The 16,379-nt window shown below is 37.4% G+C and carries 15 protein-coding genes; 4 read left to right on the plus strand and 11 right to left on the minus strand.

The annotated features are described in order from the left end of the window. Positions 1–17: 17 nt before the first annotated feature. From RB160_RS05465 to RB160_RS05505, 9 genes are all read right to left on the minus strand, one after another. Positions 18–1,127, minus strand: coding sequence for a glycosyltransferase (locus RB160_RS05465; protein ID WP_316569224.1), 1,110 nt, complete (start codon positions 1,125–1,127; stop codon positions 18–20). Beyond that, a complete protein-coding gene (locus RB160_RS05470) occupies positions 1,127–2,128 on the minus strand; it encodes a glycosyltransferase family 2 protein (protein ID WP_316569225.1) in 1,002 nt (333 codons plus the stop codon). The genes RB160_RS05465 and RB160_RS05470 overlap by 1 nt, the downstream gene beginning before the upstream one ends. Continuing rightward, positions 2,128–3,138, minus strand: a complete 1,011-nt coding sequence (locus RB160_RS05475; protein WP_316569226.1) for a glycosyltransferase family 2 protein — start codon at positions 3,136–3,138, stop codon at positions 2,128–2,130. The genes RB160_RS05470 and RB160_RS05475 overlap by 1 nt, the downstream gene beginning before the upstream one ends. Beyond that, positions 3,139–4,335: an O-antigen ligase family protein gene (locus RB160_RS05480; protein ID WP_316569227.1), complete on the minus strand. Its 1,197-nt coding sequence runs from the start codon at positions 4,333–4,335 to the stop codon at positions 3,139–3,141. It abuts the gene before it with no gap. A gap of 10 nt (positions 4,336–4,345) precedes the next feature. Further along, positions 4,346–5,497 (minus strand): glycosyltransferase family 4 protein, encoded by a 1,152-nt coding sequence (locus RB160_RS05485; protein WP_316569228.1) that lies wholly within the window; start codon positions 5,495–5,497, stop codon positions 4,346–4,348. Positions 5,498–5,511: 14 nt separating this feature from the next. Further along, the gene (gene galU, locus RB160_RS05490; protein WP_316569229.1) at positions 5,512–6,396 is read right to left on the minus strand and encodes a UTP--glucose-1-phosphate uridylyltransferase GalU; all 885 of its coding nucleotides are present in this window, start codon (positions 6,394–6,396) and stop codon (positions 5,512–5,514) included. A 10-nt stretch (positions 6,397–6,406) separates the two neighbouring features. Continuing rightward, positions 6,407–8,233 (minus strand): polysaccharide biosynthesis protein, encoded by a 1,827-nt coding sequence (locus RB160_RS05495; protein WP_316569230.1) that lies wholly within the window; start codon positions 8,231–8,233, stop codon positions 6,407–6,409. Positions 8,234–8,529: 296 nt separating this feature from the next. Continuing rightward, the gene (locus RB160_RS05500) at positions 8,530–9,183 is read right to left on the minus strand and encodes a CpsD/CapB family tyrosine-protein kinase (protein WP_316569589.1); all 654 of its coding nucleotides are present in this window, start codon (positions 9,181–9,183) and stop codon (positions 8,530–8,532) included. Beyond that, the gene (locus RB160_RS05505; RefSeq protein WP_316569231.1) at positions 9,176–9,874 is read right to left on the minus strand and encodes a YveK family protein; all 699 of its coding nucleotides are present in this window, start codon (positions 9,872–9,874) and stop codon (positions 9,176–9,178) included. Before RB160_RS05505 ends, RB160_RS05500 begins: the two co-directional genes overlap by 8 nt. 445 nt (positions 9,875–10,319) lie before the next feature. On the opposite strand from RB160_RS05505, the gene RB160_RS05510 reads away from it, so the two are divergent. From RB160_RS05510 to RB160_RS05520, 3 genes are all read left to right on the plus strand, one after another. Beyond that, entirely contained in the window at positions 10,320–10,676 is a 357-nt protein-coding gene (locus tag RB160_RS05510; RefSeq protein ID WP_316569232.1) for a helix-turn-helix domain-containing protein, read from the plus strand. A gap of 570 nt (positions 10,677–11,246) precedes the next feature. Then, on the plus strand, positions 11,247–12,299 hold the full coding sequence (locus RB160_RS05515; RefSeq protein ID WP_316569233.1) for a cyclin family protein: 1,053 nt from the start codon (positions 11,247–11,249) through the stop codon (positions 12,297–12,299). A 241-nt stretch (positions 12,300–12,540) separates the two neighbouring features. Beyond that, positions 12,541–12,855 (plus strand): hypothetical protein, encoded by a 315-nt coding sequence (locus tag RB160_RS05520; RefSeq protein ID WP_316569234.1) that lies wholly within the window; start codon positions 12,541–12,543, stop codon positions 12,853–12,855. A gap of 404 nt (positions 12,856–13,259) precedes the next feature. Here RB160_RS05520 and RB160_RS05525 read toward each other — a convergent pair whose 3' ends face one another. Beyond that, positions 13,260–13,601: a hypothetical protein gene (locus RB160_RS05525; protein WP_316569235.1), complete on the minus strand. Its 342-nt coding sequence runs from the start codon at positions 13,599–13,601 to the stop codon at positions 13,260–13,262. A gap of 439 nt (positions 13,602–14,040) precedes the next feature. Here RB160_RS05525 and RB160_RS05530 point away from each other — a divergent pair, with 439 nt between their 5' ends. Beyond that, the gene (locus tag RB160_RS05530) at positions 14,041–14,940 is read left to right on the plus strand and encodes a glycerophosphodiester phosphodiesterase (protein WP_316569590.1); all 900 of its coding nucleotides are present in this window, start codon (positions 14,041–14,043) and stop codon (positions 14,938–14,940) included. Between the two features lie 101 nt (positions 14,941–15,041). On the opposite strand, the gene RB160_RS05535 is transcribed toward RB160_RS05530, so the two are convergent. After that, entirely contained in the window at positions 15,042–16,109 is a 1,068-nt protein-coding gene (locus RB160_RS05535; RefSeq protein ID WP_316569236.1) for a M14 family zinc carboxypeptidase, read from the minus strand. Between the last annotated feature and the right edge of the window lie 270 nt (positions 16,110–16,379).

Here is a 16,379-nt window from a genome sequence, read left to right on the forward strand (position 1 = left end):
TTCCTTACTTATAGATTTTATTTTTCATCCAATAAGCCGATAACCTCTTCCATCATGTTATTCATCGTAAAATGGCTTGCACGTGATTTAGAATCGTTCTTTAATGAAAGGATCTCTTCATGATTTTCCGCAATCCTTAGTAGCGCCTCATTTAATCCTTCTTGTGAATTTTCCACTAATAAGCCATATTTGCCATTGCTCAATATTTCATCCGGTCCTCCACATTTAGTCGATACGACTGGAAGCCCCATGTATAAAGCTTCTATAACCACAATGCCAAAAGGTTCACTATGAGCTGGATGTATATATATACTTGCCTCTCTTAAATAAACATATGGGTTCAATTTTTTTCCCAGGAAGCATATTGCCTCATGTACATTTAATTCTTGTGCCAGTTTCCTTAATTTTTTTTCCTCTGGCCCGTGGCCTATGATGTATAAGCGCAGCCTATTGTTTTTTGCATATCCTTTACAAAATGCTCTTATTAACCTATCAATTCCTTTATCTACATGTAACCGGGCAATTGTGATCAGATTGATCAGATTTTTGTCCATCGAAATTGTTACATCTTCACTCAATTTTGTATCTATTTTTCCGGGTATGATCGCATTGTAGATTTTTTCAACTGGGGTTTCCGTTTGTGTTACACTCATAAACGCACGTCTGCATTTTTCCGATACAGTAATGATAAAGTCAAATTTGTTGTAGCACTCGGTTTGCTTTTTCTTTGTTATATGGCTTTCCAGACCAAAATTCTGATACTCCATATCCCCGTGTATCCATGCAATTTTTTTCGATTGGCGATTACGGGAAGCTGCCACAATTTTTTCCGGTATTCCTGTTTTAAAGGATATTTCAATATCAAATTCCTGATTGTTTAATTTTTTGTAAAGAAGGCGAGGGGGAATAAAGCGTAATAATCGGTAAATACCCTTATATTGTTTTTTAAATAAAAAAACATGATTTACCGTTTTGGGCAACTCATGTACTAGTTCTCCACCGTCGAATAAGCTCATAACGGTGATACTATATTTCTTTGCATCAAGACTTCTTAAAATATCCAGTAAGAGGACTTCAACCCCACCCATTACCATTCGATCAAGGACAAATAAAACCTTTTTATTCATTACCTTAACCCTACCCTTCTTTCAATAAGGGTTTTTACCGGATATAATCTCATGGTCATTTGAACAGTCCAGTAACCGTGGAGCGACAAAATCATCATTATTTTACTAAACAAAGAAACCCTTTTGTTGAATAGGTCCTTAATTGATTTCGCCCGGATTGTTTTTATAAGAAATTTTGCTGTATCCTTATGTTTTGTTGTATTCTTTATGGCATTACCAGCACTTATATCAAATAACATCCGACACTTTACGTTTAAAATTCTTGCATCAAGGTTTTCTTCATAATGGTAAATACGATTTTCAATGAGAAACCTTTTCATTTCCTCCAGTGCCTCGAGTTGATGAAACTGTTTTTCACTAAAACCCTTTCTTAATATACTTCCATCCCTCTGGATGTAATAATATAAAGGTTCATCAATGTATACCACTTTCTTCGCTTTGATAAATAATTTATAAGTGGTAAATACATCTTCATACATTTTCCCAATTGGATATCTAATGTTTTCGAATAACTTCTTTTTATAAAGCTTATCCCAAGCATAATCATGTATTTTTTTACTGGAAATCAGTTCTGACAATGCTTCTTCAGAAGAGTAGTGTATGATTTTCTTTGAATTTGAAAACACTTCCCTATTGGAATATTTCCGAATGTGCCCACAAACAGCGATATCGCTTTGTGTTTCTTGGCTTAAAAGTAAAAGCTTTTGATACATTTCCTCATGGATATAATCATCACCATCAACAAACCCTATATACTCACCCGATGCAATCTCTAGTCCGGCATTCCTTGCAGAACTAAGCCCCCCGTTTGCTTTGTCAATCACAACAATTCTAGAGTCTATCTTTGAGAAATTACTTATTAAATGAAGAGTGTTGTCCGTTGATCCGTCGTTAACCACGATGATTTCTAAATCCTTATATGTCTGTACAATAATGGATTCTAAACATTTTTCTATATAACTTTCAATGTTGTAGGCTGCGACAATGACACTTATTTTCATCAGAACCCTCTCTTTAAGCTCATTATTCTGGCAAAGAATAAGATTATTGCACTATTTTTTGTATTGATTACTAGTTTGAGAAATTGGGTTAATAAATCGGGTGTACTGCAACTTTTTAAAACTTTATCTTCTTTATATACACTGCTTTTAATAAAATCGAGTTTTTCCTTGTACGAAAAGTTACAGGTTTTTTTATACAAATCCATAAAACTTGCCATAAAATCTTTTAAAAGCATTCGATCCAACATCGATCTATTTTCCTCTAACAGTCCCCAATATTCGAACATATCTCTAATATCACGCAGCAAGGAAAGCCGTATCTCCAAACGATTCCGTCTATACCTAGACACTAGGCCTTCACCTTTTTTCACTGTATAATTGACTAACATTTGGTTAGATACTTTAACATAATTAATGTTCTTAATAACTAATAAATTAAATCTTAGATCTTCACCAATATCAATGTTAACAGGAAAGTTGATTTTGTTATTTTTTATATAACTTGTTAAATAAACTTTATTCCAAGGAGCATTGATCAATTCATTTTCTATTAAGGTTATGGCCGCTTTCCTAAACTGAGCCTGAGTACTAAACTGTGAATCCATTTTTTCTGGAAACGTACATGGATACGATTTTCCGCCACGTACGACATTGTAACCAAATAGAACCAATTGTGTGTTTGGCTCTATCTCTGCCATAATCACTTTAAGATAGCCATCCATATAATAATCATCTGCATCCAAGAACGTAATATACTTTCCTTGTGCTTGTTCTATCCCTAAATTCCTAGCATTGCTGACACCAGAATTTTCAATCGAGAAAAGCCTTATTCTTGGCTCAATTCGCGCGATGTTTTGGCAGATCTCAAGGCTTCGATCAGTAGAGCCGTCATTTATAATAATAATTTCCATATTGTAGAAATCTTGAGATAAAATACTGTATATGGCACGGCTAACTGTTTTTTCAGCATTATATACCGGTATGACAGTTGAAAGGAATGGGATTTCCATTTAATATTCCCCTTTGCTTTTTAACACTAGATAATAGAACAAAATATAATAGAACCAGAGGACGGTGCGCCGTAAATCATTTATTCCTAAGCCATAAGCTATTAAAGAAATGATTGAACATAAGATAAAGGTATTTACATAAGTATTTTTTGTTAATTTTGTAACCATAAGGATATACGCCAATCCCCCAGCGATCCCGCTTTGAGTCAATATTTGCAAAAAGGTATTATGAGCTTCAAATCCCCCAAACACGTAGGAACCAGCATATGATCCAGGACCTAATCCGAATATAGGTGAGTACAACCAGGATTTAATAGCATTACTCCATATAACAAGCCTATTTTCTCCATTGGAATCACCATGAAAGAAATCTTGGACCATTCCAAGAATTGTTTCATAATTAAAAAGGGCAATGACTATTATTAAACAAATTAACGCGAACATGATGCTAATTGACATATTTAGTTTGCTTATTATTTTTCCTGCCCCAAATATACAAAAGGCTAAGGTAGAAATTGCCCATGCTGAAACCAATGTGGAAGATGTGGTCGACAATCCAATTAATACACTTAAAATGATACCTACTATTGCTAGTACCTTTAAACTTAATCTCTTTTCATTGACCATTAAATAGAGGCCAATAAATGGCAAGGGAGCTACAAAATAAGCAAACTGATGATAATCATTAGCAAATGGAGAGAAAATGTGAGAACCAGCATAGGTTAAATAAAAGCCGAATAAAACTCTTGTACCTGATAAATAAATCAGATATAAAGCTCCAATAACCACTAGTCCCCCAAAATAAAGAAAACGTAATAAACTATAGAGACTTTTAAAATTACTCTTTTTAAACAAGGTTTCGAATGTAAAACATAAAAATAAAATAACAACATAAGCCTTATAATCGAATGTTACATGCCGGGGTGCAATTTCTAAAAAGGTATTGACTCCATAGCCAAAAGTCATAAAACAAAGAAAGAATACCCAAAATAGAGAAAAGAAATGGTGATGAAACGATACAAGAATCGTCTTTTGCCCGGCCAACTGCAAAATACAAAAAAACAATAGAAGCAACTCTCCAACTCCAAAGGCACCAAACCTTAAAGATGTAAAACTAAAAAACAGAAGCATGGTCAAGATAAGTATATTTTGAGGACTAAATGTTTCATACTTACCTTGAGTTATTTTATTTTCCATACAAACACCTTTATGAAATGTTTTTTGTCAACCTTTGCTTTATTCGTTGATTGTTCACACCGTATATCTCGACAAGATGGGCAATAACTTGGTTAACATCATATTTTTGTATCGATTCATAAGCATTAGAACCCATTTTCTCTAATAAACTTCTGTCCTTGTAAAGCTCCTCAATTCTTTTTGCTGTTTCATCTGCATCACCAACGTTTACTAAAAATCCAGAGTTTTCATCTTCAACTAAATCCCGTATTCCTCTTATTTTTGTCCCAATTACAGGTTTCTTACAGGCCATCAGCTCCATGATATTTCTTGGAAGTCCTTCACGGTAGGACATGAGCATACCAAGATCACTGGCTGTGATAAGCTCCGTAATATCATTTCGATTGCCCAAAAATTGAATCTGATCTTGTAGGTCCCTTTCCGTAAGTTCCGTTACTAGGCTCTTTAGAAGTGGGCCATCACCTGCACATATCACTTTTACTTGAATTCCTTTTTTGTTCAGTATATCTACTGCATCAATCATTTGTTTATGATTTTTATTTTTGTTCACTTCTGCAATCATGATGATGACAAAGTCACCATCTTTTAGACTTAAACCCTTTCTTATCTCATTTCGATCATATAAATCGCCACGATAGGAAGTTAAATTTACCCCAACGCCATTGACCTTATGAATTTCCTTCACCTTGAATTTCTTTGCCTGCTCATAATCTTCGGAATTCATTGTAATGATCGTATCCGTATAATGAGCCATCACTTTCTCTATAGGGTAATAAATCCCCCAATTTACGATTGGGGCCTCTTTATAAAAATGGAACCCATGGACAGTGTAAATCGTTTTTAGCTCTGGGAATCTTAGCTTTAACAGCCTTCCATACAATGCAGCTATCGGTGTATGGACATGGACGGTATCATAATTAAATTGTTTCTGAATCTTCACCAGGTCAATAAAAGCCTTTCCGTTCATCGGGTTTAATGGGTTTCTAGTAAAAGGCACATTAAAAAACCTAACACCTCGCTTGGTTAGGTGTTTATCCACTTCTTCGTCGATTGAACAGGCACAGTCAACGATGTTGCCTTCATCAATTAGCTTTTCAATATGAGGAACTAAAAAAGAATTAATTGTTCTACTCAAGGTCGTGATATAGAGAATTCTTCTCACTTCATTCACCAGCTTTAGTTAACCTTCACTTTGGTTTTTTCAACTATATCTGATAAATAATCAAGTAATTCTTGTTTTAACTCATCGCGTTGCAAACCGAATTCGATCATTGTTTTTATAAACCCCATTTTTTCCCCTACATCATAGCGAACGCCTTCAAAATGATAAGCATAAATGGCTTCAAATTGATTTAAGCCTGCAATGGCATCGGTGAGCTGGATTTCTCCGCCTGCTCCAGGCGTTTGGGTTTCTAAAATCTCAAAAATTCTTGGGTTAAGAATGTAGCGTCCCAAAATAGCTAGGTTGGAGGGAGCAAAATCCTGTTTCGGTTTTTCCACCAAATTATTAACTGAATATAAACGGTCTCCAATTTGGCTTCCATCCACAATCCCATATCTTTGAACCTCTTCAAATGGTACGGTTTGGACTCCTAAAATGGAAGCATTATATCGATCATATTGTTCAATCATTTGCTTCAAACAAGGTTTTTCAGATTGGACAATATCATCGCCCAGCAATACAGCAAAAGGTTCGTTCCCAATAAATTTACGCGCGCACCATATCGCATGCCCCAGGCCTTTTGGTTCCTTTTGACGAATATAATGGATATCGACTAGTTTTGAAGCTTTTTGAACCTCATCAAGCAAATCAAATTTCTTTTTATCCAATAGATTTTGCTCCAACTCGAATGAATGATCAAAATGATCTTCAATCGCTCTTTTTCCTTTACCCGTTACGATGATGATGTCTTCAATCCCGGATTCTACCGCTTCTTCAATAATGTACTGGATAGTTGGTTTATCTACGATAGGGAGCATTTCTTTTGGCATTGCTTTAGTTGCTGGTAAAAATCTCGTACCTAGTCCAGCCGCAGGAATAATCGCTTTTTTGACCTTCATATAAACACTCCTAAACTATTTTTGATAACAGCGGCTTGGAAGCCACTTTCCCATTTGCAAGTAGCAATAGTTTTTCTCTAAGTTCTTCTTTTTCTAAAGCAGGAAATGCTTCAATCAAATGATATATTTCATCAATAAACACTTCCAATCTTTTACCAACGTAAATTTTTGGATATATTTGCTTCTCATCAACTTCATCTTCTTTTAGAAGCTCCTCGTATAGCTTTTCACCTGGCCGTATTCCCGTGAATTCAATTCCGATTTCTTCAACTGAATTGCCTGATAGCTTTATTAAATTTTTGGCCAAGTCAACAATCTTAACTGGTTCTCCCATGTCCAGGACGAAAATTTCTCCGCCCTTTGCTAAAGACCCCGCTTGAATCACTAGCCTGGAGGCTTCGGGTATCGTCATAAAATACCGAATCATTTCCGGATGAGTAACCGTTACAGGTCCACCCTTTTCAATTTGGCGTTTAAAAAGAGGAATGACACTGCCACGGCTTCCAAGCACATTGCCAAATCGGACCGCCACAAACTTTGTAGAGCTAATGTTGTCCATTTCCTGGACTATCATTTCAGCTAAGCGCTTGGTTGCTCCCATTACACTAGTTGGATTTACTGCTTTATCTGTAGAAATCATCACAAACGTTTTTACACCATTCCAACATGCCGCCCTTGCTACATTCAATGTACCGATCACATTATTTTTTAATGCCTCCTCAGGATTTCGCTCCATCAACGGTACGTGCTTATGAGCTGCTGCATGATAAATAACATCAGGTTGGTGGAAACTCATTATATTATTCATTTTTTCTGCATCCTGAAGGTCTGCAATTTCTGTTATGAATTCTATTGAAGATGTTGGATAACTCTCCTTCAATTCCATTTCGATTGAATAGATACTGTTTTCACCATGGCCTAACAATATAAGCTTTGCAGGATTAAATGGCGCAATTTGCCGGCATATTTCCGAACCAATGGATCCCCCTGCGCCAGTGACAAGGACCGTTTTCCCGGCCAGGTATCCTGAAATATTTTCTATATCAAGTTGGATAGGCTCCCTGCCTAACAAATCTTCTACTTGTACATCGCGAAATTGATTGACAGATACCTTCCCCGAAACCAAGTCCTCAAGCATCGGTAGAATTTGTGTTTTCGCATTTGTTTTTGCACATTCTTTAAAAATAGAATTTAATTCCTTTTTATTAAGCGAAGGTATCGCTATTACAATGTTTTCAACATTTTGGATTTTGACAATGGATTCTATTTGGTTGGTTCCCCCGACAACGGGTATGCCAAAGATATCAAGATTTTGCTTGTTACGATCGTCATCAATAAATCCCACCGGAATAAGTTCTGTATCACGATTTTGCAAAAGCTGTCTCGCCACCATCGATCCGGCTGCCCCAGCACCTACTATCAGTGTTTTCTTCTTGTTCCCCTCTTTGTTAATAAAAGAATCTCGGAACACTCTCCAGCAAAATCTGGATCCTCCTATGAGAAAAATATGAAGCAGCCATGTTACAGCCAAAAGCCTGAAAGATAAATTATGTATTACTAGTTGCTGAAATAATGATGCTATCAGGATGGACCCTGTGACTACTTTGAAAATAGTGATCAGTTCGCCAATACTTGCATATTCCCAAGCCTTTTTATACAAATGAAATTTTAACGAAAGAATATGATGACTGATTAGAATCGATAAAGCCATTATTACAATTGGGACTGTCACTACATGGACCGTAGCGTCCACCAGGAACCTACTAAAAAAAACAGCGGTCAATACAATGCAGGTATCTGCTAAAATAAAAAAAGACAACCTTTGTTTATATGTCATTTTCCCACCCCTAAAATTAAACTATTAGAATATTTATAAATAAAATTAAAATCTTTCCTTATAAGATCTTAAGGAGATCTCAAAAGGAAAGATTTCAATAAAACATGGGGCATTTAACCCCTCCTCACATCATACTCTCGACGACCAGCGTCTAAGGTTACTTCCAACCCACAGCATGACCGAGTACCTCCATTGATAACGGTAAGGAGATATCACCTAGTTTAATCTATCTTTATAAAGTATTATATTGTTCTCTATTTAGAACAAAAAGATTAAAAAAATCCTAAGTAAGTCCTTTATTTGGTCTCATTTAATATGATTCCTAATAACTTGGTTTTACAGTGTTCCAATTGTCTCTTTATCTTCACTATGTCATCAACGCTCGTTTCTCCTGACTGAATCACAATTATTAAGCCATCGCATTGATTTGCTAAAATTTTCGCGTCAGAAACCTCTAATATTGAGAAAGTGTCAAATAGGACCACATCATATAATCCAGCTACTGTGGAAATTAGGGATTCCATATTTGGGGAGCCAAGAAGTTCTGCAGGATTTAAAGGAATTGGTCCACTAGTTAAAAGGTCTACGCCTTTTATATCTGTTTTGGCAATTGTATCCTCAAACCTGACCCTTCCCTTTAATACACTGCTCAACCCAATAGAATTTTCCATCTTAAAAGAAAAATCCAGAATTGGATTTCGTAAATTCGCATCGATTAATAAAACCTTTTTTCCTTGCTGGGCCAAAGAAATTGCAAAATTTGCAGCAAATGTTGACTTCCCTTCTTGTTCATTTGCAGAGGTAATAAGGATTGTCCTTGCATTCATGCAATCAATTGATGAAAGATAGTTTGTACGAATGGTTCGGTATTGTTCAGATATTTTACAGGTTGGATTAGTTGCAGCCACTAAACTAATTTTCTTACTTGGAAAGGACGATTTTCTATTCATTAGCTTCAAGCGAATGCCTCCTTATTTCCATTTTTTCCTGATTATTCTGTTTTTGAGCGGTGTTTTTCTTATTCACTTTCGAAATATTCCCTAATACGGGCGCCTCTAGTAGTTGTTCTGCCAACGTATCTGATCTTACAGTGTTATCCATGAAATCCAATAAGAAAATTAACCCGATACCTGCAATAATTCCAATAATAAAGCTAAGCACAATTTTATTTTCATGATTGACATTAATGGGAACTGAATTGATATTTGCTTCAGAATAAATACTCATATCATTCAATCCAAACGTTTTTTCCATTTCACGTTTAAATACATTTGAGGCAGTATTGGCAATATCAGCTGCCATCTCCGGGCTTGAGTCAATTACAGAGATCTCCACTATTGATGAACCCCCAATACTTCCAGCAGAAATTCGGCGGCTTAACTCTTCTGGGCTTGTATTTAGATCCATCTCGTTTACTACATGCACCAAAAAACCCGGTTCTTTAACCATAACTATTAGAGTGTTCATAAGCTTATCATCTGCATTCACGATCAATTTAGAAGATGTTTTGTAAAGCGGTTTCACCATATAGAAACTGTAAACTCCCCCTAAAGATGTGAAAATAAAGCTTATTAAAAGTAGAATCCAAAGACGATTCCTAATAATGTTAAATATTTTTTTTATATTGATTTCTTTGTCCACACGTTTTCACCACTTTTCGGAGATTAAAATGCTTTAACTTAAGAAAGTACTTCTGTTTAAATGGAAAATTTATCACGACAGTCCGTGGCCTATATTTAATATATGCTAATAATAATTCCATATAAAGAACAAGTCAATGGGATTCCCCATAAACATTTTTTTCGGATTTTTACCATTAATTGTATATATCAACAAAATTCAACATTGACTTCTTATTCAGCAATTATGTGTCAAACCCTTGAATATACTGGATTAAGAGTGGTTTTAGATACTTTTTAAGTAACCTTAATGAAAAATTCCATTGTTTATATTTTTCAAAATAATGTTTAATGACCATTTTTATTGTATAATTTTGCAATAAAACAATTCTTTAAAACGAACCTTTTTTATTTTATAATACCAGTTATAATCATTAACCCGATAAAAGCATAAAAGGAGAATCTCTATGATTGGAGAGCGAATAAAAAAACTAAGGGAACAAAAGGGGTTTTCATTAAGCGAACTAGCTGAACTAGCACATGTTTCTAAATCGTATTTAAGCGGGATGGAAAGAGATCTTAATAAAAATCCTTCTATTCATTTATTATTGAAAGTAGCTAAACCTTTGGACGTTTCTATTGTGTTCTTACTTACTGGATTGAACCAGGAGGAACTTGATTTAGACAATAATGATATCAAGAACCTAGACCCAGAATGGAAAAAAATGATTGAAAAAGCGATTGAGGATGGAATTAACAAAGATGACTTTAAGGAATATATAAGTTATATCAAATTTAAAATTTGGGAAAAAGCCAACAATTGAACACGATAATTACCCCAAAATTCCTTTTGGATGCTCAGCCTGCATTGATTCTTCAACAAATAATATTAACTCATACCAGAGTTGCTGCACTGTCACTATTGTTATCTTATGAATGTCTACTTTAATAAATTCTAAAACATTGACTTTATCAAGTGCATGGATTAGGTATAGCTTATTCATACCAGTGAGGGAGCAATGGGGATTACTTGGTCACAGCTGTCATGGTGGGTATGTAAATCGAATAGGAGGGCCTTATTCCATTTTTGGGGTTACTTGTATTGTGAAATAAGGAGTATATTTGCCATGAAATGATACATTTTTTCAATTTTACTTCTAAATGCCATTTCTGCATTCCAAGTTCATATCCTCATCGTTTTATTCTCCGAGAGATCTAATCGAGTACAATTATTATTAATTTTATAATTTCCAAAACCCATTACTACATATATAAAGTTACTTCATCACTATTTACCTTTCCATACGCCATACCCCAAGGATTGCCAACCTGCCTTCCTCCAGCTTTATGCTATGATAGTTAAGTTACAAAGCATGCGAAAGGATGAGCAAGTAGTGTCAACAACGATAGGCCGAAATGAAAAATGCCCATGCGGGAGCGGTAAGAAGTACAAGAAATGCTGCGGCAAAGGGGCGGTTGTGCAATTGGACCAGATGCTCGACAAAGAATTGAAAGACCTCCAAGCAAATATAATACGATATACATGGAGTAACTACGAAGACGAAATTCAAAATTATTTACAGGAGCATTACGATAACCACCCCGTTCCGGACGAAGCAACCGAGGTGTTTGAATTTTGCGCCCTTACATGGTTTGCCACTTCCCATCTCAAAAACGGAAAAACGGTCATGGATGATTACCTCGACACTTATTCCAAAACCATTTCTAGGCCAAAGGTAAAAGAAATGGCCGAGGCTTGGCGAAACAGCTACCCATCTGTCTTTAGGGCAATCAATTTGGACAATGGCAAGGTCCTAACTGTAGAAGATAGTTTCACTAAAGAAACGTACCCAGTAAAATTACTTGAACAGGAATATCTACCGGAACAAGGGGACCTCTTGATGGCAACTGTCCTTCCTTCAGAACCTGCGGTGTTTTTAGGGACCTTTTTTAACATCCCCGCCAACTTTGCGGATGAAATTGAAAAAGAAATACTCGCATTATATGAAAAAACCGGAAGTGGAAATCCTAAATTCTTCATGAAAGATTCCTTTCTTATCGTCCTTGACCGCTTTATGTTCCCGGAACCCGTCACCCTTATGGACGGATGGGAATGGCCATCGGAAAAACACCGTGAAGTAGCGGAAGCATACCAGGAATACACACAAGAACTAGATGAATCAAAGACGCTGGTCAACCTTGGCCTAACGCTTTGGTCCCAATACAGCGAAAAAACAAATCCCACCATCCGGAACCCTCAAATCTATACAGCTGCACTCATCTATTTAGTTCTGTCACACAGTCCGGCTCCTGTCTCGATTTCTCAAAAGCAACTGGCTGAAGCTTTTGGAATTTCCGCCGGCAGCATCTCCAGCAAATACAGGGACATGAAAAAAGCCCTCGTGGACAAGCTTCAGGAAATAGAGGAAATAACCACTTCAGCATAAAGCAATGATAAAGGCACAACCGGGACTTTTTACTCCCTGTTGTGCCTTTTGTTTTTTTCCATGCAGGTTTTGGGGAAAATTGGCTCATACAAAGTGATCGGCTCAGAAATTATCGGATGCTGCTAAACCAGTATTTCCTCAACTGTTTTAAAGTCTTCATTTAGGGAAAAATGTTATAATTAAGGTATAGAAATTGACAAAATTCAATCACTGAAAACTCTATACTGAAGGAGAGTTCTATATGTCCATTACTGTTAAGAGAAAGACCAATAACAAAAAGACCGGGTCCTTAACAAATCGGGAAATTGCTGGACACATTTCAAAAACAGAACTGCCATTTCGCCTTGATAATTTTCGGAGGGGTGGAAGATGCAAATTGGCTGAAATAAAAAGACTTAAAGTAAAAGAAAACTTAAAAACTGTAAAGGGATCTCTTGCAATCGAAGGACTACAGTTGACGAAGGAAGAGGAAAATCTCATACTCGCCAACGCTCTAGGAGTACTTTCAGATGAGGAGTTTGACCGAAAAGTAATGGAGTTACTTGAAGGTGAGTAAATATTCATCTTACCATGAAGATTTGCCATTTTAAAAACACATCAACTATACAAAATGCAAACACCCACTTTATTTCCTCCAATAAAGTGGGTGTAATTATTATAGGGGAGTGACATTCCTCTAACCTAAAACTGTCTTGCTGAAGGCATAGCTCTTATCCCATAATAGGCCGCTCTTCTACTCAGTAAGACCCTCGTATCAGCAACCAGACACCTTTATCAGTAAGTAAGACTCTTTTATCAGTAAGTGAAGCTCCTTTATCAGTAAATGAGGGCATGTTATCAGTAAATAAGAACCTCTTATCAGCAAATGAACTCCACCGGAACTCAACTCATCTCCACCGGAACTCCACCGGGAGGGTTCTTCTGGCATCTATTAGCCATCCCAACCGTCCCCATGGTACACTACCATATCAAAATCTCATTATCAAAGCGTAACATCGCCGCTTCCATTCCCATTGCATCAGCTTCCTGCAGCGGGATCTCAAGCCTGTCATCATTATCGAAAACCAACTTGATTGTCCACTCCTCCATTTCGGACCGTTTCACCTTTCGGGTAATAAATGAGCATAGTGAATCCCGGTAACCAGGAACCGTACTGTCAAATCTCCGCCCGGTAACAAAAAGTTCCGGCATAACATAGGCGGTAAGCATACCGTTTCCCCGCTCCCCCTCGAAGAAAAACTGTAAATAATCTCTCATGAATATAACAGAACTAACCTCGGCTTTTTCCAACTCTCTTATCATCCCAATCCCCCCAAAGCATTGCACTATATTTCTATCTTTCCCGCTCCTAGCTTATGTAAGCTGTATAAAATTGAACACTTTGCGACATTCAACTACTGGGGAAAAGCCGCGCTCTTTTCAGACCTTTTTTCCGAAGCAGGGGACGACATCGGAGCTTCTTATTTAGATACTCGCTTTAGCCAGACCTGATTTTAAAATCAATTCACAATTGAAACACCAAACGATACTTCTCCATTAAAAAATAAATTTCTTTGTTCTGTATTGCCTAAATCCTTTTTAAACTTTTCCATTCACTAAACCATGTGAAAACAACAATGCAAAAAATAGCATTTTCACTATTTACAATTTTGTAACTATATTGTTATTCCCCCTTCACACTCTATTCATTTACGTTTATTAAGCTTAAAGAGACTAATGAATGGAGGGATTTTAAATGATGATGAAAAGTTTTTTCAGAAATGTCATGATGTCTGCAGCATTTGTCGGTATTGGAACTGGAGCTGTCAGCCATGTACAGGCAGCGGATTTGATTAAGCCTTCTCTTAATCCCAACAAAATCCTCAATGTTGCGCATCGCGGTGCATCTGGCCATGCTCCTGAGCATACACTACCTGCTTACAAGCTCGGCCAGCAAATGAAAGGCGACTACATAGAAATTGACCTCCAAATGACCAAAGATGGCGAACTGATTGCCATGCATGATGAAACGGTGGACCGCACTACGAATGGAACCGGCCTTGTTAAGGACTTTACACTCGCGGAAATTAAGCAGTTTGATGCTGGTTCTTGGTTCAACGAAAAATATCCGGAGTATGCAAAGCCTGAGTACGTCGGCCTTGAAGTTCCAACATTGCAGGAAGTCATTGAAACATTCGGCTCTGGCGCCCGCTATTACATTGAAACAAAATCTCCTGAAGTTTACCCTGGCATGGAAGAAAAACTGGTAGAAATCCTGAACGAGTATAAATTGACAGGGAAAAATGTGCCTTCCAGCAAAGTCATCATTCAATCATTCAGCGCGGACAGCCTGAAAATGGTCCACGAAATTGATCCATCCATTCCATTGGTTCAACTACTTTGGTACGATCAACCTGCAACTTTAACAGATGAAGAACTGGTAGAGTACAAATCTTATAGCATCGGACTTGGCATGAATTATGCCGCAATCGATAAAGCCTATGTACAAAAAGTCCGTGACAGCGGCCTTCTGATCCACCCATATACAGTTAACGAAACAGCCGATATGGAAAAACTGCTCGACTGGGGCGTGACAGGCATGTTCACTAACTTTCCTGACCGCCTCCAAGAAGTCCTGAAAAATCGCAACTCATTAAAATAAGCCTGACCCCCTGCAACTAATGAGTTCCGCTTTCGGGTGCTTTATTGATAATAGACATAAGAAATGACGTGTGAACTTGCACACGTCATTTCTTGTATTTTTTATTCTTCTCCTTCTTCTTCAGAAGCCCTATTCTTTTGTTCAGGTAGGGTCTCCCAGAAGCTAATGTCTGCTTTTTCAATCGATCCGTCGGCGATTGCGTTTACAGCTGCATCTAAGGTTTCAACCGTTTGTTTGATGAGATAGCCATTGCTCTTTTGGCCGAGGGCATAGGATTCAATGTAATGGTCGGACATCCCGCGCATTTCGAAAAGGAGCGTTGAAATACCGTAACGGACAGCAGCTCCATTGCGTCCGATTCTTTCATCAGACCCTCCAACATATTTGCCGATATGCCCCCAGCCCTTGCTTTCAAGTTCATTATAGACAATGGCCCCAAGCTTCTTGGATTTTTCAAGAACCTCAGGTTTGACATTTTCGTTCGTCGGATAGAGGATGGATCCGGAAACTAATTCTCCTTCCGTTTCACTCCTCGTACCCTGGTGGTGCAGGTCGATCATATAATCAATTTTATACTTTTGTAATACATTTTCATGGAGCGCGCGCACTTCAGGCTCCATCGCAGACGTGGCTTTGTCATGCTCGCGGTTCAAGTCCACTTCATTTGCGTTGTAACGCGTCAAATGGCGGTCACCGTCTGCAAGGTAATTATCTAAAGAGAAATTCACATCGCCCATAGCGCCATCCGCATTCAGCATCGGAATAATGAGAACGTTTACATTTTGCAAAACGTCCTTTGTTTTTCCTGTTCCAAGATGCTTGATAAATTCCATCGCGCCTTCGGTTGTAAGCTGTTCATTGCCATGCTGCTGTGTCAGGAACAGTATGGTCGGATTAGAAGGGTTGGAAAGATACTTCGCCATGTAAATATCCCGGCCATTCACTGTTTTACCGATAATCTCAAGTTCCATTGCAGCCTGCTTTGCGTCCTGGGTTTTGAGGTACTCAACCATACTTTCATAAGTATGTAAAATCGATGTCTGGATGGACCCATTTCCAGCACTGGGACCATTGCCCACCGCGCCAACAGGCAGGCCAACCGCAGAAATTCCGCCAAAAGCCATCAGCCCAGATAGTGAAAAAGCTACAACCTTCTTCTTAATTTTCATCGAATCCCTCCAAAACTATTAAATTGTCCGAAATATCAGACAATATAAGTTTACTCATTTTGTGCAAAAACTTTAATAGAGAGGAATCTCTAATTATTTGCCAAAATTTTACGCACAAAATAGGAGGAACAGTTCAGGTGGAAAATAAGAATTCATCCAAAAGAAGCAGTTTCAGCGAATGCTGTTTAGGGTAAGGTGACAAGTTTAAATTAAACCGTACCCTTCGCGAAGAACATTCTTAAAAAATCTACTGTTTTCAATTTATTAATC

Source organism: Neobacillus sp. YIM B06451 (assembly GCF_032667185.1).
Lineage (GTDB): Bacteria > Bacillota > Bacilli > Bacillales > Cytobacillaceae > Bacillus_D.

Excerpts from the sequence above, each read along its gene's own strand:
- RB160_RS05535 (WP_316569236.1), bottom strand. The coding sequence starts at position 16,109 with ATGAAAATTAAGAAGAAGGTTGTAGCTTTTTCACTATCTGGGCTGATG.
- RB160_RS05525 (WP_316569235.1), bottom strand. The coding sequence starts at position 13,601 with ATGATAAGAGAGTTGGAAAAAGCCGAGGTTAGTTCTGTTATATTCATG.
- RB160_RS05530 (WP_316569590.1), top strand. The coding sequence starts at position 14,041 with ATGAAAAGTTTTTTCAGAAATGTCATGATGTCTGCAGCATTTGTCGGT.
- RB160_RS05495 (WP_316569230.1), bottom strand. The coding sequence starts at position 8,233 with ATGACATATAAACAAAGGTTGTCTTTTTTTATTTTAGCAGATACCTGC.
- RB160_RS05470 (WP_316569225.1), bottom strand. The coding sequence starts at position 2,128 with ATGAAAATAAGTGTCATTGTCGCAGCCTACAACATTGAAAGTTATATA.
- RB160_RS05480 (WP_316569227.1), bottom strand. The coding sequence starts at position 4,335 with ATGGAAAATAAAATAACTCAAGGTAAGTATGAAACATTTAGTCCTCAA.
- galU (WP_316569229.1), bottom strand. The coding sequence starts at position 6,396 with ATGAAGGTCAAAAAAGCGATTATTCCTGCGGCTGGACTAGGTACGAGA.
- RB160_RS05475 (WP_316569226.1), bottom strand. The coding sequence starts at position 3,138 with ATGGAAATCCCATTCCTTTCAACTGTCATACCGGTATATAATGCTGAA.
- RB160_RS05510 (WP_316569232.1), top strand. The coding sequence starts at position 10,320 with ATGATTGGAGAGCGAATAAAAAAACTAAGGGAACAAAAGGGGTTTTCA.
- RB160_RS05500 (WP_316569589.1), bottom strand. The coding sequence starts at position 9,183 with ATGAATAGAAAATCGTCCTTTCCAAGTAAGAAAATTAGTTTAGTGGCT.
- RB160_RS05520 (WP_316569234.1), top strand. The coding sequence starts at position 12,541 with ATGTCCATTACTGTTAAGAGAAAGACCAATAACAAAAAGACCGGGTCC.
- RB160_RS05465 (WP_316569224.1), bottom strand. The coding sequence starts at position 1,127 with ATGAATAAAAAGGTTTTATTTGTCCTTGATCGAATGGTAATGGGTGGG.